Below are 16,851 nucleotides of genomic sequence, written 5' to 3'. Positions count from 1 at the left end.
CAGGACCAACAATGTACGAACTAGTACGTTAGCTATATCAGTGCGATGGCCGCACCGGAAGCCCTCGGCCGGCGGGCCGGAACCATGCCGGGCCCGGCTTCTACAATCACCGGCACTGCCCTTACACGCGGAGGAAGCCGATGACCAGCGTCGACGAAGCGGCACGACCCAGCGGGCGGATCCGTGACGCGGCCCGCACCCGGGCCGAGATTCTCGACGTCGCCACGCAGGAATTCGCGCGCGCCGGGTACGACGGGGCCCGTGTCGACGAGATCGCCGCCCGCACCCGCACCACGAAGCGGATGATCTATTACTACTTCGGCGGCAAGGAGCAGCTGTTCACGGCCGTGCTCGAGCGGGCGTATGCGGTGATCCGCCAGGCCGAGCAGGAGCTGGATGTCGAGCATCTGGACCCGGTGGCGGCCATCCGCCGGCTGGCGGAGCTCACCTTCGACCATCACGAGCAGCACCCGGACTTCATCCGCCTGGTGAGCATTGAGAACATTCACGAGGCCGAGCACATCGCCGCCTCCGAGAAGCTCGGCCGGATGGGTTCTCCCGCGCTCGACGTCATCCGTCGCATCCTCGATTCCGGGCGGTGGTCCGGACTCTTCACGGCCGACGTGGACGCCGTAGACCTGCACGCCATGATCAGCTCCTTCTGCTTCTTCCGGGTCGCCAACAGACACACCTTTGGGGCGCTGTTCGGCCGCGACCTGGTGGACCCGGGCCGGCGCGAGCACTACCGGTCCATGCTCGGCGACATGGTGATCGCCTACCTGACAGCAGGCGGCGCGACGGACTGAGCCACGGAGCGGGCCCGCCTCTTGACAGAGGGGAGACACCGGCGCAACATCCCTACCCACTGCGACTAACTACCCAGTGGGTTAATTAGCAGAGTGATCACTTGAGGCCCGGCATCTTCCCTCTCCGTTCACCCTGCTCGTGCGCCCGCTCCGCTCAGCTGCTCACTCCGCCGCGGTGGAGTCCCCCTTCCGAAGGAGCACGCCGTGCCTGTCTCCCACTCCCCCGGCGCAACCGCACCGCCCGGCCGGCCGAAGAAGGCTGCGGCGGCCGCCTGGATCGGCAGCGCCCTGGAGTACTACGACTTCTTCATCTACGGCAGCGCAGCGGCACTGATCTTTCCGAAGGTCTTCTTCGACTCCTCCGACCCGGCGAACGCCACCATGCTGTCACTCGCCACGTTCGGCGTCGCCTACGCCGCCCGCCCGATCGGCGCACTGTTCCTCGGGCACTTCGGCGACCGCCTGGGCCGCCGCTCGATCATGGTGTTCACGCTGATCCTGATGGGTCTGTCGACGTTCTTGATCGGCTGTCTGCCCACCCGTGCCGAGGTCGGCGCTCTCGCCCCGGCCCTCCTGGTGGCCTGCCGCGTCCTGCAGGGCATCTCCGCCGCGGGTGAACAGGCCAGCGCCAGCTCGATGACCCTGGAACACGCCCCGGAGGACCGGCGCGGCTTCTTCACCAGCTTCACCCTCAGCGGCACCCAGGGCGGACAGCTCATCGCCACCCTGGTGTTCATCCCGGTCGCCTCGCTGCCGGAGCACCAACTCCTCACCTGGGGCTGGCGGATACCGTTCTGGGCGAGCGCCGTCGTCGCCGTGGTCGGCTACCTCATCCGCCGCAGGCTCGAGGAAACGCCCGCCTTCGCCCGGCAGGCCGCCGGCGAGGGCGTCGAACGGCTGCCGCTGGTCGTGCTGCTGCGCGAGCACTGGGCCGACCTGCTGCGGGTGATCGCCGGGGCGCTCATCGCCTCCGTCTCCACCATCTTCACCGTGTGGGCGCTGGCGTACGCGACCAGCGACGCGGTCGGCATGGGCCGCACGCCCATGCTGTGGGTGGGCGCGCTCGCCAATGTCGTCGCGCTCGCCGCGATCCCGCTGTGGGCCACCCTGTCCGACCGCATCGGCCGCCGCCCGGTCTATCTGATCGGTGCGATCGGCAGCGCTGGGGCGATGACCGGCTATCTGTGGGCGATCTCCACCGGCTCCTACGCGCTCACCCTGCTCCTCGGGATCGTCGCCTTCGGCATCGTCTACAGCGCCGCCAACGGCGTATGGCCCTCTTTCTACGGCGAGATGTTCTCCACCCGAATACGCCTGTCCGGCATGGCGATCGGCACCCAGATCGGGTTCGCGGTGGCCGGGTTCGCGGTCACCTTCGCGGCAGAGATCGCGGGCCCGGACGGTACGGACTGGACTGCTGTGGCCCTGTTCACCGCGGCGCTGTGCATCCCGCCGGTGGTGGCGGCCGTCTCGGCCCGCGAGACCCACACGGTTCCCACCGAGCGCCTCGGCGAACGGGTGGCGCAGGAAGCTGTCCAGCCAGTGACGGTAGCCGTGTAGGCGGCCGTCTGGATCATCCAGCCGCCCCGGGGGAGCTGTTCGTCGGCGTTCCGCCACCTTCGCTGTTCCCTTGTGGCGCCGGCCCGCAAGGCAGGATCGGGTGGCCTTGCGGGCCTTCGGCGTCCGTCGACGCCGGTCGGCGGACCCTCCGTTGCGGCAGAGACGACGTGCTCGCCCTTTCGCCGCTCCCCGCAGCGTCTCAAGGCAGTTGCCCCCCAGTGCGCCCCTGGTGTCGGCCTGTTGCCGCAGGACGGCGGGGTATGAGGGCAGGCGGAGTACCGGGGCGCGTGAGATCGATCAGAGTCGCGTGGTCCGGCGACAGTGAACAGGCCGGGTCGGTACGGGACGCGTCTCCGGTGAGGGCGAATGCCTGGCAGCGGCACCCCCCGAAGTCCTCGGTCCGCCGTTCGCAACTGCGGCAGGGATCCGGCATCCAGTCGGTACCGCGGTAGGCGTTGAAGGCGGGTGACTCCTCCCAGATCCAACGCAGGGGCCGCTCGGTGGCGTTGGGCGCATCGAGCCCGGGCAGCGTTGCCGCTGCCGGGCAGGGAAGAGTCGTCCCGTCCGGCGTGACGGTCAGCGAGACGGCGCCCCAACCTCCCATGCAGGGCTTGGGGGTTCCGGAGAAGTAGTCGGGCACCACCCAGGTGACCTCGACAGTGCCGTCGAGTCGTTCTTTCCAGGCCTTCACCTGCGCTCCGGCGGCGGCCAACTGTTCGCGGCTCGGCATGAGCGCGGCTCGGTTGAGCAGGCCCCAGCCGTAGAACTGTGTGTTGGCCAGCTCGATCCGTTCTGCGTCCCAGGCCACGGCGAGTTCCATCAGTGCGTCCAGGGCCTCGAGATTGTGCCGGTGCAGGACGACGTTGATGCCCAGGGGCAGGTCGCGTTCCCTGACGAGCGCGGCAGCCTGCTGTTTGGCGGTGAAGGCAGGGTGGCCGGCGAGGTCGTCGGACCGGCGCGAGTCGGCGTGCTGGATGGACAGTTGGACACTGTGCAGCCCGGCATCCACCAGGTCGTCGAGTCGTTCGGCCGTCAGTCCGACGCCGCTGGTGACGAGCTGGGTGTAGAGGCCTGCGTCCACCGCGGAGCGGGTGATCTGCTCGAGATCCTTGCGCAGCAGGGGCTCGCCGCCGGAGAGGTGTGTGTGCAGGACGCCGAGTTCCGCTGCCTGGTGGAAGATGTCGGCCCACTGGCCGGCGGTGAGTTCCTGCGAACGGCGGGTCAGTTCCAGGGGGTTGGAGCAGTAGGCGCAGTGCAGGGGGCAGGCGTGGGTGAGTTCGGCCAGCAGGGCCCAGGGCGGGGTGGGAGCCGTCATCGCAGGCCGCCTTCCGTGTGGAGCTTGTTCAGGAACGAGGTGACGTCGTCGCGGATCCTGTCGGGGACGGGTTCCGGCGCCAGGGCGGCGATGATCTCGTTGACGGTGCGGGTGCCGTCCACCAGGTCGAGGACGGCCCGGCCGGAGCCGTGCAGGACGATGACCCGTTCGGGCAGGAGCAGGACGTCGGTGTGGCGGACCTGGTCGTGACGCAGGCGCGCTGCGGGCGGGAGGCGGGGACGCCAGGTGGAGGGGTCAGACACGGTGGCGGTCCTGGTCGGCGGCTTGCTGAACGCTGTCGAGCAGGCTCCACAGGACGTCGCACTTGAAGGACAGCGCGGCCATCGCCTGGTGCTGCTGCTCGCTTGTGGTGGCCCACGTGCGTACCCAGCCCAGGGCTTCGCTTCCGTCTCGCCGGCCCTGGGGGACGCGGCCCCGGAAGTACGAAAGGCCGGCGGAGTTGATCCAGGGGTAGTACAGGGGAAAGGTTTCCAGGCGCGTCAGCATGATCGACGGAGCGCAGAGTTCCGTCAGGGACGAGGCCACGGCTTCCAGCACGCCGGCGTTGCGGCAGAAGTTGACGTAGCCGTCCACGGCCAGGCGGACGCCGGGCAGGAGGTGTCGATGGTCGAGCAGCTCGTCACGGCGCAGGCCGACGGCTTCGCCGAGCTGGAGCCATCTCTCGATGCCGCCGTCCTGGTCGGTGTGTCCGTCGTGGTCCTGGATGCGTCGTAGCCAGGAACGGCGTTGCGCGGGAAGGTGGAGCTTGCTCAGGATGAGTGCGTCTTTGATGGGGATGTTGCACTGGTAGTAGAAGCGGTTGGCGACCCAGGTCCGCAGTTCGGCCGGTGTCAGTCGGCCTTCGTGCATGCGCTGGTTGAAGGGGTGGCGGTCGTGGTAGCGGCTGACCGCCAGTTCTCGCAGTCGGTGTTCCAGCTCGTCCGCGGTCCAGGGTGCCGGGCCGTCCTGGGTGGCGCGGTGGTGGGTGACGAGCGCGGTGTCGGGTGCGGTCGTGGTCATAGAGACACCACCATCCTGTCTGCGGCAACGCCCAGGCCCAGGCCGGCGAGCCGTTCGTGTGCGGGATCGTCCGGGTCCACCAGTGGATTGCTGTTGTTGAGGTGGGTGTAGAGGATCTGTCCGCCGCTTCCTTGGAGGCGGAGGGCGGTGCCGTGCGGGCCTTCGATGGGCAGGTGTCCCATGGCGGAGGCGGTGCGCTGCGAGAAGCCCGTGCGGTAGGGCTCGTCGTCGGTGAGGAAGGTGCCGTCGATCAGGACGCAGTCCGCGTCGGCGATTTCGTCGTCGAGGCGGTCGTTCCAGGTCGCGAGGGCCGGCGCGTACAGTGCGGTCTTCCCGGTGGCGCGGTCGCTGATTTTGAGAGCGGTGCTCCAGGCCGGGTGCGCTGGTTCGTCGGCTGCGTAGCGGGGGCGTTTGGCGGACAGCGGGATGGCGCTCACGTCAAGTCCGCCCATGTCTGCGGGGTGTTCGGCTCCGGTAAGGGGAAGGTCGTACCAGTTCAGCGTGGTGTAAGGGGCAAGGACCTCGTTGAGGGCCAGGCGCGTGGTCAGGGCTTTGCGGACGGGTTCGGTGCACCAGATGTCGATGCGGGAGGCTTCCCTGAGCCGCAGGAGGCCAAGGGTGTGGTCGAGTTCGGCGTCGGTGAGAACGATGCGTACGACGGGTGTGCGTTCCTGTCCGGCGTCGGGCCTGAGGCCGGGGTGGCTTTCGAGCTGCTCGGCGATGTCCGGTGTGGCATTGGCGAGGAACCAGGCCCCTGAGTCCGCCGGTTGGAGGGCCAATCCGTCGTGCAGGCGTCGGCGTGAGGGGTGGTGGCGTGCCCCGGTGCAGCCGGGGCACGCGCAGTTCCACTGCGGGATGCCACCACCGGCTGCTGTGCCGAGGATGCGCAGCAGCACGGCGGAGTCTCCCTACTTCGTGCGCAGCGAGTAGGCGGTGACTTCCAGGGCGGTGTCGACCACCGTGAAGTCGGGGCTCTGCCAGCCCTCGGGAGTTCGGGCTGCCGGCTCGGCCGGGTGCTGGGTACGGGTCTCGTCGTGCATGGTGATCTTGCCTTCCTGTCGGGAGGGGTGATGGCGCCGTGGTGGGCGCCGGGAGCCGGCCGGCCGGTTGCGGCCGGACGTCACTTGCAGAACGGCGTCTCGCCCATGGCGGATTCGATGCCGCCGAGGAGGAGCCTCTGGAACTCGGCGGCGCCCGCGAAGGAGCCGTCGGTGGAGAAGTCCTTGGCATCGTGGCCGAGTGTGGTCAGCCAGGCGCGGCCGCCGTCGTAGTACTGGCACCAGGCGACGGGGTGGTTCTCGCCGTGCCCGGGATGGTTGTAGTTGCCGGTCACGCCCTTGGCGAGGGTGCTCTCGTCGACGTCGGCCAGGACACGCACCCGTGTCGGTGCGGGGACGAGGTTGTACCACTCGTCGGAGAAGTTCCACTTGGAGGGCAGCGACTTCGTGGAGACGTCCCTGCGGTCGACGGTCTCGACCGTGCCGGGCTGCTCGGGACCGTGGTCGTAGAAGTTGGCGTTGCCGAGCAGACCCTCGTACCAGGGCCAGTTGTACTCGGTGCCGAACGCGTTGTGGACGCCGACGAATCCGCCGCCGCCGCGGACGTACTGCCGCAGTGAGGTCTGAGCCGCGTCGTCGAGGGCGTCGCGGCTGGTGGAGTAGAAGATGACGGCGTTGTACTTGAACAGGGTTGCGGGTGATGCGAGTTGGGAGACGTCCTCGGTGTAGTCGACCTGGAAGCCGTTGTCCGCGCCCAGCTTGAGCACGGCCTTCTGGACGACGTTGGCATCCGTGAGGGGCGGGTTCATGCCTGTGGCGAGCACCGGGCCGAGGTTGGCGTGGCGGGGGCCTGCGGTGTGAGTGTAGAGCAGGACCTTGAAGCCCTTGGTGGTGTCGAAGTTGCCCCAGTCGTGGTAGCAGTGGGCGTCGACGCCGCGGCATACGCCGTAGTCGGGGTCGCCGAGTTCCTGGGCGCCCTGGCCGATGCGGCCCTGCGCCATGCTGAGGGTGCCGGTGGCCACCAGGGCGACGGTGATGCCGACCGTCGTGGCGGCGCCGGTGAGTGCTGCATGCAGCGGGCGCATGCGGAGTCTGGTTCTCATGGGGCGTCCTTACGTCGTTCGAAAGAGCGCGGTGGGGCGGCCTCGCGGAAACGGTCTGGGCCAGGAGCGGACACTGGCGTGCAGGGCTGCCGCGAAGCGGCTGGAAGAGCGCGGTGCAGTGGGCGGGCTGCTACTGGACGACGATCTTGCCGGTGTTCTGCGGGGCGATCGGGTCGTTGTAGAAGTACTCGCCGGGGGTGTCGAAGGTGTACGAGTAGGACTGGCCCGGCATGAGGAGGCCGGTGTCGAACTCGGCCTCGAAGAAGGAGACGGCGCCGTGCGCCGACTTGTTGTCCGCGGGGTTCACGAAGGTGACCGTGGTGCCCTTGGCGATGCTCAGGTGCTGCGGTGCCATGGCGCTCTGGGCCACGAGGTTCTCGGTGGCGCCGGGCGCATTCTTCGCGTTGTCCCAGGTCCGGCCCAAAGTGATGGTGTTCTTGGCGGTGTCGCCGGTCACGGCGGCGGTCCGGATCTGGTTGCGTTTGGACGGTGGGATGGGGGCCGCGGCCGGCTTCACGGTGCCGCCGAGTCTGAACGCCCACAGGTGGTCGCCCCTGGGGATGTCCGGGTAGGGCAGGCCGTTTCCGCCGGCGAGCACGGCGATGTACTGCTCGCCGTCGATCTCGTAGGTCAGCGGGTTGGTGTTGACGCCGGCGCCGCACTGCCAGGTCCACAGTTCGCTGCCGTCACGGTCGTCGAGGGCGGTGAGCACGCCGTCGGGACGGCCCTGGAAGAGCACGCCGCCGGCGGTGCTGAGGACACCGTTGCCGTGGGCGAGGGACCACTCGCCCTCCTGGCGCCAGGCCACGGTGTTGGTGCGCGGGTCGACGGCGGCGAGACCGCCGGCGAAGTACTCGCCGAGGGGCCGAGCGGTGTTGACGCGGCCGCCATGGGTGTTGGAGTAGGCGGAGTTGATGAGGCCGTAGCCGACGTAGACCAGGCCGGTTCGGTGGCTGAAGGACGGGGAGGACCAGTCGGCGCCGCCGCCCGCGCCGGGGAAGATGATCGTCGCGCGGTCCCAGTGGGCCTCGAAGAGGCCGCCGGTCGGGTAGAAGGGCACCGGCCGGGTGGCCTTGTCGATACGCGGCTCGGTCTCGACGAAGGGCTCGCCGCCGGGGAACGGCTGGGTGGGGGCGGTCTTCTGGGCCACGTGCTGCGGCACCGGGCGCTCTTCCATGCCGTGGATCGGCTTGCCGGTGGCGCGGTCGAGCATGTAGTACATGCCCGTCTTGCTGCCGTAGACGACGATCTTGCGCTTCTTGCCCTTGATCAGGATGTCGGCGAGCACGGGGGACATGACGCCGTCGTAGTCCCAGATGTCGTGGTGCACGGACTGGAAGTGCCAGCGCCGCTGTCCGGTCTTGGCGTCCATGGCGACCAGGCAGTTGGCGAAGAGGTTGTCGCCGCCGCGGGTGGAGCCGTCCGTGCGGGGATAGGGGTTGCCGAACGTCCAGTAGACGATGCCCAGTTCGGGGTCGACGGCGGGGTGGATCCAGCAGACGGCGCCGCCGGTCTTCCAGGTGTCGCCCTCCCAGGTGCCGTTGCCGTACTCCCCCGGGCCCGGGGTGCCCCAGAAGACCCAGGCGACCTCACCGGTGCGGGCGTCGAGGGCGTAGGCGCGGCCGCGGGCGCCGGCGGTGCTGCCCTGGGTGCCGATGTAGACGAGCCCGTCCCAGTACACGGCGGCTCCGGCGAGGCCGCCCTTGCTGCCGCCGCACTGGCCGGAGGCCGGGTCGCAGTCCGGGTCGCCCTGGTCCTCGACCATCAGCTCGCGGCTCCACACGACGGCGCCGGTCTTCTGGTCGAGGGCGTAGACCTTGTTGTCGCCGGAGATGGTGAACGCGAGTCCTTCGCCGAGGGCGAGGCCGCGCATGTTGGTGGTGTCGGTGCCGACGCTCGTCTTCCACTTCACCTGGCCGGTGCGGCCGTCGACGGCGAACACGTTCTGCTGGGTGGTGGCCAGGTAGAGCACGCCGTCCTGGGCGATGACGGCGCACTGCTGGGCGGAGGAGGTGGAGCCGTTCTCCAGGTTGACGTGCCAGGCGCCGCCGAGCTTGCGGACGTTGCCCGCGGTGATCTTCTTGAGCGAGGAGTAACTGTGGTTGCCGAGGTTGCCGCCGGCCTTGGGGTAGTTCGCGGCGGTGGCGGTGTGGGCCTGGTCGGGCACCGGCCGCGCCAGGTTGTCGGCCGTGTCGGCCTGGGCGGGTGTGCCGTTGAGCAGGGCGACGGTGGTGGCCGTTCCGGCCGCGGTCGAGGTGAGGAAGCTGCGTCTGTCCATGGTCCCTCTTTCATGACGAGTCCTGGAATACCCGTCAGTGGCGGGGCTGAGGAGTCTCAGGTGGGGGGAGGGAAGCTGCTGGGCGGATCATGGTCCGTTGTACGGTTCGGATGGTCCGTACGGTGGTTGCCGATTGGCGGAAAGCTACGCTAGGGATGCGCCGGGGGTGTGGCAAGGGATGTGACGCGGATTGTTCACGCGTCTTTCGGCTGGGGCAGGCGGGCCGGGAGGACGTCGCGCGGGATCGGGCCCTTGTTGCGGCGACCCTGCCCGCTCTCCTCCCACGCGTGCGCCAGGATGCCCACCGAGCGGCTGAGGACGAACAGGCCGCGGGCGAGCGGGGCGGAGAAGCCCAGCTCGGCGTAGATGACGGCGGTGGCTCCGTCGATGTTCATCGGAACGGGCCGTGCGCCGGCCCGGCGTCTTGTGAGGATGTCCTCGACCGCGAGGGCCGCGTCGAGGAAGTCGCCGCCGACGACGTTGTCGGAGACCGCCTGCTGGACGAGCTGGATCAGCGGGTCGCGCCGCGGGTCTATGGGATGGAAGCGGTGGCCGAAGCCCGGAAGGTAGCGCGAGCGGCTCTGCCAGTCGGCCATGACCTCCTGGGCCGCCTCCTGCCAACTGCCGCCCAGGGCGTGGAGGTCGCGGATGTCGGTGAGCATCTCCACGCACTGCTGGCCTGCCCCGCCGTGGGCGTCACCCAGCATGTTCACACCGGTGGCGACGGCGTTGTTGAGGCCGACTCCGCAGGTGGCCGCCATTCGGGCGGCAGCGATGGAAGGGGCCTGGGGCCCGTGGTCGACACCGGCGACCAATGCGGCCTCCAGCAGGGACGATTCACGTGGCGCGGGTGTGGTCGCGCGCAGCATCAGCCAGATGATGTCGACCAGGCTTGCCGTGCCGATGAGGTCCTGCACCGGGTGGTCGCGCAGTTCGATGCTGCCGGGTTCGATGTGGCTGACCGCGGTGGCCCACCACTGTGCGGCCTCACTGGCGTCGTCGTCGGCGCTGGTCATGACGCGGCGGCCTCTCCGGCTGTCCGGGCGGCCGCGTCGAGCCAGCGGCTCGCGATCTCCTCACGGAGGGCGTTGTGTTCGCCCAGCAGCGGCGGCGGAGAGGGCGGGCTGACGGCTTCCCCGTCGACGAGAACGCCGTTGCCCACGACATTCAGTGGCCGTCCGGGACGTCCTGGATGGCTGACGCTGGTGATGAAGTTCCGATGCGCCAGTTGTGGCTGTTCCAGGGCCTGGGGCACCGTGAGCACCCGGGCGGCGGGCACACCGGCGGCGTTCAGCTCGCGCTCCCAGTCGGCGGCCGGACGGCTCGACAGTGCCTCGTTCAGGGCGGTGTTGAGTTCGTCGCGATGGATCTTGCGCTGTTCCCGTTCGCCGAAACGGTCATCGGTGATCAGTTCCGGCGCACCGGCCAGCCGGCACAGCGCCTCGAACTGGCGCTGCTGGTTCGCCGCGATGTTGAGCGGCCCGTCCAGGGCGTGGAAGGTGCCGGAGGGGGCCGCGGTGGGGTTCTGGTCGCTGAGCGGTTCGGGTGGGATCCCGCTGACCAGGTAGTTGGAGACGGCCCAGCCCATGGCGGACAGCGACGCCTCCAGCATGGAGACGTCGAGACGGCTGCCGTGCCCGGTGCGTTCGCGGTGGAGCAGGGCGGCGCTGATGGCGAACGCGGCCATCAGCCCACCGGTGGTGTCGCAGACGGGGAAGCCCACGCGCTGGGGCGCGGTCTCGGGGGTGCCGGTGATACTCATCATGCCGGTGAGGCCCTGGACGATCTGGTCGTAGGCCGGCGCGTCGCTCATCGGGCCGTCCTGTCCGAAGCCGGAGATGGAGCAGTAGACGAGACGTCCGTTGAGCTGGGCGAGGCGTTCCGCACCGTAGCCCATCCTGTCCAGGACACCGGCCCGGAAGTTCTCCAGCAGAACGTCCGCCCCGGACAGGAGCCGTTCGAAAAGGACCCGGTCGGCGGTGTCCTTGAGATCGAGCTCCAGTGAGCTCTTGCCCGCGTTCTGGGCGAGGAACGACGCCCCGACACCGTCCCGGTTGAGAGAAGGATCGGGGCCCAGGATCCGGGCCAGATCACCCTGGCCCGGACGCTCGATCTTGACCACCTCGGCGCCCATCAGCATGAGCTGGTAGCTGCAGTAGGGGCCTGCCAGCACGTTCGTGAGATCGAGAACGCGTATTCCATCAAGTGGGCGAACGTGCATATGACGTCTCCTTCCAGCGGCGCCTGCTGCGGTGCCGCTGCCGGCGTGGTTAGGTGCGCGGCCCCAGGGGGTGGTGGAAGCCCTGAGAGGCGATGCGTGCGGCCGTTTCGCGCAGGTCGTCCGCGAACACCTCGATGTCCTGCTCCGTGATGCGCGCGCTGGGGCCGCTCAGCGAAAGGGAGGCGACCGTGACACCCGACTGGGTGCGGATGGGCACGGCAACGGCCGTGAGGCCGATGTCGCGTTCGCCGTGGCTGGTGGCGCACCCGTGGCCGGCGGCCTCGTCGGCCCACAGCCGCAGTTGCTGCACATGGGCCACGCCGTGCGGTGAGGCTGCGGCGACCCGTTGCAGCAGCCCATCGGTGGCCCCGATGAGCAATACCTTCGACGAAGCGCCGGCCCACAGCGGCAGTTCGTCGCCCACGCGCACCACATGCCGTAGAGGCTGAGGGCTTTCCTGCTGGGCGACGCAGACACGGTGGATGTCGCGGCGGATCATCAGATTCGCCGTCTCGCCGCGCCGGTCGACCAGTTCACGCAACAGCTTCTGCGTGTCCGGCGGCAACTCCCAGCTGGTGTGGGCCAGATGGGCCCAGCGCCACAGGCCGGGCCCGGCCGTGTAGCCGCCGGGCGTCGCCCACAACAGTCCGTACTGCTCCAGCGTCTGGACGAGGCGCACCACGGTTGTCTTGGGCAGGCCGGTCGCGTCGACCATGTCCTTGAGAGGAACGGTGGGCTGATCTTCGGTCAGCAGCGACAGGATGTCCAGAGCCCGGCGCACGCTGCGTACGCCGCCTTGTCCTTGCTCCGTGTCCATGCGCTCTCCTTCGTCAGTGGTCGGCCGCGCGGCCCGTTGTCGGGCGCGACGCTCGAGGGGACAGCTTCCACCAGCCAAGGTCCATTCGAAAACCGCTGGTTTCAATTTCCTGATGCCGACCTATTGCCACGGCCTCCCGGCGCCCGTACGTTACACGCCAGTCCACAGAGCAGTCCACGGAAACCATCAGATGGTTTTTTCTGGAGACGTGATGCTGCAAGACCTCCTCAAGGCCGCCGACCAGAACGACGTGGTCGAGGCCCTCCCCTACATCGCCGGATCCTGGGGCGGCGAAGGCCCTCCCGCGGATCGCACCGGCCCCTATCTGAGGCGCACCGTCAGCCGCGCCCCTGCCGCGACCGAGGGAGAGATCGACACAGCGGTCACGCAGGCCGGCGGTTACGCGCGGCAGATGGCCGACCTCGCGCCCGCCGCCCGGGCCGACATCCTGGAAGCCGCCTCACGCAACGCGCTCGCCCACCGCGACCGGCTCGCCCGCCTTCTCGCCCTTGAACTGGGCAAACCCGTCAAGGACAGCCGCACCGAGATCGAACGGGTGGCCTCCACGTTCGCGGTCTGCGCGGCCGAGGCCCGCCGCATCGACGGCGAGACCCTGCCCGTGGCCGGCTGGAACACCGGCATCGGCAACACCGCCTTCACCTACCGGGCGCCCGCCGGAGTGGCACTGGCCATCACGCCGTTCAACGCACCGGCCAACCTCCTCGCCCACAAGCTCGGCGCCTCCTTCGCGGCGGGCAACACCACCTTGGTCAAGGCCCCGCCACAGGCGCCGGCCATCTCGGCCGCCGTCGTCGCCCTCCTCCTGGACAGCGGCATGCCCCACCAGGCGGTCCAGCTGCTGCACGGCAGCGGTGATGTCGGGGCCGCTCTGTGCGCCGCCGATCCGGTCAGCGTGGTCAGCTTCACCGGCAGCGCCGACACGGGTGCCGCCGTGGCCCGCGCCGCGGGCCGAAAGCGGCTCGCCCTGGAGTTGGGCGGCAACGCCGCCACGATCGTGTGCGAGGACGCCGACGCCGCGGCGGCCGCCAAGATCAGTGCCCGCACCGGATACAGCAACTCCGGCCAGAGCTGCATCTCCGTCCAGCGTGTCTACGTCCACCGGTCCCGCTACGCCGAGTTCCTCGACGCCTTCACCGCGGCGGTCGACGCGCTGGTCGTCGGTGATCCCCTCGACGACCGCACCGATGTCGGCTCCATGGTCGACGAGAACGCGGCCGAACGTGTGGTGGCCTGGTCGAGCGAGGCACGCCGGCTGGGCGCGAGTGTGATCCGCGGCGGCACCCGTGACGGCGCCACGGCCGCCCCGACCATCATCGCCGACCCGCCCGTCCATGCCTCCGTGGTCGTGCACGAGGTGTTCGGCGCGCTGGTCGCCGTCCTGCCCTTCGACGACTTCGACACCGTTCTCGATCAGTGCAACGCCAGCCGGTACGGACTGCAGGCCGGCCTGTTCACCCACGACATCACCCGCATCCTCACGGCCTGGCGACGCCTGGAGGTCGGCGGGCTGATCGTGAACGGGACCTCCAACTTCCGTCTCGACCATGTTCCGTTCGGCGGTGTGAAGGACTCCGGCTTCGGCCGCGAGGCCCCTCGGTGGCTCATCGAGGACTACACCGTCGTCAAGACCCTCGTACTGCGCGGACTGTCCATCTGGGGCGACAGCCGTGAGCTGCCCAAGGAGAACTCGTGACCACCGTGACCGCCGCCGAATCCCTCGTCGCACAGCTCGAGTCCTACGGCGTGGAGTACGTCTTCGGCACCTGCGGGCACACCAACATCGCCCTGCTCGACGCACTCGGCCCGAGCTCGATCGAGTTCGTGATCGCCCGGCACGAACAGGCCGCGGCCCACGCGGCCGACGGCTACGCCCGGGCCACCGGCCGCCCCGGAGTGCTGCTCACCCATGTGGGGCCGGGCATGATGAACGCCGTCACCGGCGTCGCCACGGCCGCCCTGGACTCCGTGCCACTGGTCGTCATCACCGGCGACATCCCCTCCTACTACTACGGTCGGCACCCGCATCAGGAGGTCAACCTCCATGCCGACGCCGACCAGACCGCGATCTACCGGCCCTTCTGCAAGCGCACCTGGGAGGTCCAGCGGGTCCAGGACATCCCGCGCGTCACCGAGCGAGCCTTCTTCACCGCCGTCAGCGGCCGACCCGGGACTGTTCTGATCAATGTTCCGATGGACCTGTTCAACCGGCCGGTCGCGCCCTACGACGACGGCCACCCGCTGCCCGGGCACCTCGGCCGACCCGGCCTGGACGAGGCGACCGCCGACCGGATCGCCCAGGAACTGCTGCAGGCCCAGCGGCCTCTGATCTACTTCGGCGGCGGCCTGCGAGGCCCCCGGGCCCGCGCCGAACTGCTGGCCCTCGCCGAGCACCTCGACATCCCGCTCGCCCACTCCCTGATGGGCAAGGGCAGTGTCTCCGACCGTCACCCCCTGCTGCTGGGCATGCCCGGCTTCTGGGGACTGGAGAGCACCCACGAACGCACCAAGGGCGCCGACGTCGTCCTGGCGCTGGCCACCCGCTTCGCCGAGACCGACTCCAGTTCCTGGGACGCGACGTACACCTGGAACTTCCCGCCGAGCCGGCTGCTGCAGATCGACATCGACCCCGCCGAGATCGGCCGCAACTACCCCGTGCACATCGGTGCCGTGGCGGATGTGGAACTCGCCCTGGAGAAGATCGGTGCGGCGGTCCGGGCCCGCCGGAGCACGCCCGTCTCCCGTCCGGGCCTGCGCGAGAGCATCGCTGCCGCGCGAACCGGTGTGTTCGACGCGGCACGCGAGGCCGGACGCAGCGACAACTTCCCGCTGCGGCCCCAGCGCATCCTGACCGACCTGCGCGAGGCCCTGCCGAACGACGCGATCCTGGTCACCGACGTCGGCTGGAACAAGAACGGCGTCGCGCAGTGCTACGAACTGCCCGAGGAAGGCCGCTTCATCACTCCGGGAGGCGCCTCCACCATGGGCTTCGGGCCAGCCGCGGCCGTCGGCGTGCAGATCGCCCAGCCCGAGCGCGTCGTGGTCGCCCTCATCGGTGACGGCGGCATGAGCGCCCAACTGCCCGCGGTACCCATGGCGGTCGAGCAAGGCGCGCCCGTCATCTTCGTGGTCATGAACAACCGCGCCCACGGCACCATCGCCGACCTGCAGTCCTCGTCCTTCGGACGTTCCTACGGCTGCGAGTTCACCGACGCCGAAGGCCGGCCCTACAGCCCGGACTTCGCGCAGTACGGCGAGTCCTGCGGCGCCGACGGCTACACCGTCACCTCACCCGGCGCCCTGCGCAAGGCGCTCGACGACGCCATCGCCCGCCGCCGCCCGGCAGTCCTCGATGTCCCCATGGTCAACGAACCGGTGCCCACCCCGGGTCACTGGAACATCAAGGACATCTACGCCGGCCGCTTCCCTGCCGACACCCTCTGATCCCCCTCTGTGCAACGCCCGCCGGCCCCGGCATCACGGGTCGGCGGGGTTCGCGTCGCCTCCCCCACCCCTGCCTCCCGACCCACCGACACCGACGAGGTGACCATCATGTCCCGCATCTCCCAGCCTTCGGCCCCACGCACCCTGTTCGCCGCCGCCATCGCCGTGGCCGCGACCCTCACCGCCTGCAGCGCACCCGGCGACTCCGACAAGAGCGGCAGCTCCGACTCGGGCCCCATAAAGATCGCCGTCGTCGACGCCCGCAGCGGCCAGCTCTCCTCTCTGGGCGGCTGGGAGTACAAGGGCGCCAAGCTCGCCGTCGACGAGTGGAACAAGAAGGGCGGCATCAACGGCCGCAAGATCGAGCTGAAGTCGTTCGACGACCAGGGAGACCCGACCACGGGCACCAACCTGGCCCGCAAGATCTCCAGCGAGCACTACATCGCGATGATCGGCACCGCCGAGAGCGCCGTCACCATCGCGATGGCGCCCGTCCTGAAGCAGGCGGGGATACCCAACATCACCTCCGGCCAGTCCGACGGACTCGTGGCCCTGAAGAGCGAGTTCCTGTTCCTCAACGGTCCGACCAGCACCACCTACGACAGCACGCTCACGAAGCACCTGATCCAGGACAAGGGCTACAAGAAGATCGCGATGATCACGAACAACGGCTCCTACGGCACCGGTGAGCACGACGCCTTCACCAAGGCCGTCAAGGACCTCGGCGTCACCCCGGTCACCGATCAGGTCGTCACCACCGACCAGAAGGAATTCAGCGCCGCCCTCACCAAGATCCGCGCGAAGAAGCCGCAGGTGGTGTTCATCGGCTCGGAAGAGGTCGAGGCCGGCCTCATCGTCAAGCAGGCCCGCGACCTGGGCATCACCGTGCCGTTCGCGGGCGCCGCCCCGCAGGGCACCCCGGTCTTCACGGAGACCGCCGGCAAGGAGGCGGCGGAGGGCACCATCGTCAGCTCTCCCTACCTCGGCAACGACGTCAGCCCGGCGGCACAGAAGTTCGCCGCCGCCTACAAGGCCGCCTACGGCGAGGACGCCGAACTGCACGGAGCCAAGGCCTACGACGGCACCAGCATCCTGCTCACCGCGCTGAAGAACAGCAAGGTGGCGACCGGCAAGAAGCTCGCCGACGCGATCCGCGCGACCCGGTACGACGGCCTGCTCGGGCAGTTCCAGTACGGCGCCGACGGCGTCGGCATCACCAGGACCAGCATCGGAGTCATCAAGTCCGGCGCGCTCGTCGCGCAGAACTGAGG

At 69.4% G+C, this 16,851-nt stretch carries 15 protein-coding genes; 5 read left to right on the top strand and 10 right to left on the bottom strand.

Features of this window, described 5'->3' with window-relative positions; translation table 11 throughout:
• Nucleotides 1-140: 140 nt before the first annotated feature.
• Together OHT01_RS39365 and OHT01_RS39360 are read left to right on the top strand one after the other, a co-directional pair.
• On the top strand, nucleotides 141-806 hold the full coding sequence (locus OHT01_RS39365) for a TetR/AcrR family transcriptional regulator (RefSeq protein WP_328557906.1): 666 nt from the start codon (nucleotides 141-143) through the stop codon (nucleotides 804-806).
• Between the two features lie 204 nt (nucleotides 807-1,010).
• Nucleotides 1,011-2,366, top strand: a complete 1,356-nt coding sequence (locus tag OHT01_RS39360) for an MFS transporter (RefSeq protein WP_328557905.1) — start codon at nucleotides 1,011-1,013, stop codon at nucleotides 2,364-2,366.
• 199 nt (nucleotides 2,367-2,565) lie between these two features.
• Here the strand turns inward: OHT01_RS39360 and pqqE are convergent, their stop codons facing one another.
• From pqqE to OHT01_RS39310, 10 genes are all read right to left on the bottom strand, one after another.
• The gene (pqqE, locus tag OHT01_RS39355; protein ID WP_328557904.1) at nucleotides 2,566-3,681 is read right to left on the bottom strand and encodes a pyrroloquinoline quinone biosynthesis protein PqqE; all 1,116 of its coding nucleotides are present in this window, start codon (nucleotides 3,679-3,681) and stop codon (nucleotides 2,566-2,568) included.
• A complete protein-coding gene (gene pqqD / locus OHT01_RS39350; protein WP_328557903.1) occupies nucleotides 3,678-3,944 on the bottom strand; it encodes a pyrroloquinoline quinone biosynthesis peptide chaperone PqqD in 267 nt (88 codons plus the stop codon). Before pqqD ends, pqqE begins: the two co-directional genes overlap by 4 nt.
• A complete protein-coding gene (gene pqqC / locus OHT01_RS39345) occupies nucleotides 3,937-4,701 on the bottom strand; it encodes a pyrroloquinoline-quinone synthase PqqC (RefSeq protein WP_328557902.1) in 765 nt (254 codons plus the stop codon). The genes pqqD and pqqC overlap by 8 nt, the downstream gene beginning before the upstream one ends.
• Nucleotides 4,698-5,597 (bottom strand): pyrroloquinoline quinone biosynthesis protein PqqB, encoded by a 900-nt coding sequence (gene pqqB, locus OHT01_RS39340; RefSeq protein ID WP_328557901.1) that lies wholly within the window; start codon nucleotides 5,595-5,597, stop codon nucleotides 4,698-4,700. Before pqqB ends, pqqC begins: the two co-directional genes overlap by 4 nt.
• Before the next feature lie 12 nt (nucleotides 5,598-5,609).
• Complete coding sequence (gene pqqA, locus OHT01_RS39335; protein WP_328557900.1) at nucleotides 5,610-5,741, bottom strand: pyrroloquinoline quinone precursor peptide PqqA; 132 nt, start codon at nucleotides 5,739-5,741, stop codon at nucleotides 5,610-5,612.
• An 80-nt stretch (nucleotides 5,742-5,821) separates the two neighbouring features.
• A complete protein-coding gene (locus OHT01_RS39330; protein ID WP_328557899.1) occupies nucleotides 5,822-6,802 on the bottom strand; it encodes a ThuA domain-containing protein in 981 nt (326 codons plus the stop codon).
• 130 nt (nucleotides 6,803-6,932) lie between these two features.
• The gene (locus OHT01_RS39325; protein ID WP_328557898.1) at nucleotides 6,933-9,080 is read right to left on the bottom strand and encodes an outer membrane protein assembly factor BamB family protein; all 2,148 of its coding nucleotides are present in this window, start codon (nucleotides 9,078-9,080) and stop codon (nucleotides 6,933-6,935) included.
• A gap of 194 nt (nucleotides 9,081-9,274) precedes the next feature.
• Complete coding sequence (locus OHT01_RS39320) at nucleotides 9,275-10,096, bottom strand: citryl-CoA lyase (protein ID WP_328557897.1); 822 nt, start codon at nucleotides 10,094-10,096, stop codon at nucleotides 9,275-9,277.
• The gene (locus OHT01_RS39315) at nucleotides 10,093-11,301 is read right to left on the bottom strand and encodes a CaiB/BaiF CoA transferase family protein (protein WP_328557896.1); all 1,209 of its coding nucleotides are present in this window, start codon (nucleotides 11,299-11,301) and stop codon (nucleotides 10,093-10,095) included. Before OHT01_RS39315 ends, OHT01_RS39320 begins: the two co-directional genes overlap by 4 nt.
• Before the next feature lie 49 nt (nucleotides 11,302-11,350).
• Complete coding sequence (locus OHT01_RS39310; RefSeq protein WP_328557895.1) at nucleotides 11,351-12,118, bottom strand: IclR family transcriptional regulator; 768 nt, start codon at nucleotides 12,116-12,118, stop codon at nucleotides 11,351-11,353.
• A 211-nt stretch (nucleotides 12,119-12,329) separates the two neighbouring features.
• On the opposite strand from OHT01_RS39310, the gene OHT01_RS39305 reads away from it, so the two are divergent.
• The 3 genes from OHT01_RS39305 to OHT01_RS39295 all read left to right on the top strand — a co-directional run bounded on the left by OHT01_RS39305 (nucleotide 12,330) and on the right by OHT01_RS39295 (nucleotide 16,849).
• On the top strand, nucleotides 12,330-13,832 hold the full coding sequence (locus OHT01_RS39305) for an aldehyde dehydrogenase family protein (protein ID WP_328557894.1): 1,503 nt from the start codon (nucleotides 12,330-12,332) through the stop codon (nucleotides 13,830-13,832).
• On the top strand, nucleotides 13,829-15,580 hold the full coding sequence (locus OHT01_RS39300; RefSeq protein WP_328557893.1) for a thiamine pyrophosphate-binding protein: 1,752 nt from the start codon (nucleotides 13,829-13,831) through the stop codon (nucleotides 15,578-15,580). The genes OHT01_RS39305 and OHT01_RS39300 overlap by 4 nt, the downstream gene beginning before the upstream one ends.
• Nucleotides 15,581-15,688: 108 nt before the next feature.
• On the top strand, nucleotides 15,689-16,849 hold the full coding sequence (locus OHT01_RS39295; protein WP_328557892.1) for an ABC transporter substrate-binding protein: 1,161 nt from the start codon (nucleotides 15,689-15,691) through the stop codon (nucleotides 16,847-16,849).
• Nucleotides 16,850-16,851 lie beyond the last annotated feature (2 nt).

Source organism: Streptomyces sp. NBC_00358, assembly GCF_036099295.1.
In the GTDB taxonomy this organism is placed as follows: domain Bacteria; phylum Actinomycetota; class Actinomycetes; order Streptomycetales; family Streptomycetaceae; genus Streptomyces.
Note: the sequence above shows the minus strand (reverse complement) of the source record. Positions and strands in the feature narration are given on the sequence as shown.

Bases quoted from the DNA above. Each gene is read 5' to 3' on its own strand.
- pqqC (WP_328557902.1), bottom strand. From the start codon at position 4,701: ATGACCACGACCGCACCCGACACCGCGCTCGTCACCCACCACCGCGCC.
- OHT01_RS39325 (WP_328557898.1), bottom strand. From the start codon at position 9,080: ATGGACAGACGCAGCTTCCTCACCTCGACCGCGGCCGGAACGGCCACC.
- OHT01_RS39310 (WP_328557895.1), bottom strand. From the start codon at position 12,118: ATGGACACGGAGCAAGGACAAGGCGGCGTACGCAGCGTGCGCCGGGCT.
- OHT01_RS39305 (WP_328557894.1), top strand. From the start codon at position 12,330: ATGCTGCAAGACCTCCTCAAGGCCGCCGACCAGAACGACGTGGTCGAG.
- pqqA (WP_328557900.1), bottom strand. From the start codon at position 5,741: ATGCACGACGAGACCCGTACCCAGCACCCGGCCGAGCCGGCAGCCCGA.
- OHT01_RS39320 (WP_328557897.1), bottom strand. From the start codon at position 10,096: ATGACCAGCGCCGACGACGACGCCAGTGAGGCCGCACAGTGGTGGGCC.
- pqqE (WP_328557904.1), bottom strand. From the start codon at position 3,681: ATGACGGCTCCCACCCCGCCCTGGGCCCTGCTGGCCGAACTCACCCAC.
- OHT01_RS39315 (WP_328557896.1), bottom strand. From the start codon at position 11,301: ATGCACGTTCGCCCACTTGATGGAATACGCGTTCTCGATCTCACGAAC.
- OHT01_RS39330 (WP_328557899.1), bottom strand. From the start codon at position 6,802: ATGAGAACCAGACTCCGCATGCGCCCGCTGCATGCAGCACTCACCGGC.
- OHT01_RS39295 (WP_328557892.1), top strand. From the start codon at position 15,689: ATGTCCCGCATCTCCCAGCCTTCGGCCCCACGCACCCTGTTCGCCGCC.
- OHT01_RS39365 (WP_328557906.1), top strand. From the start codon at position 141: ATGACCAGCGTCGACGAAGCGGCACGACCCAGCGGGCGGATCCGTGAC.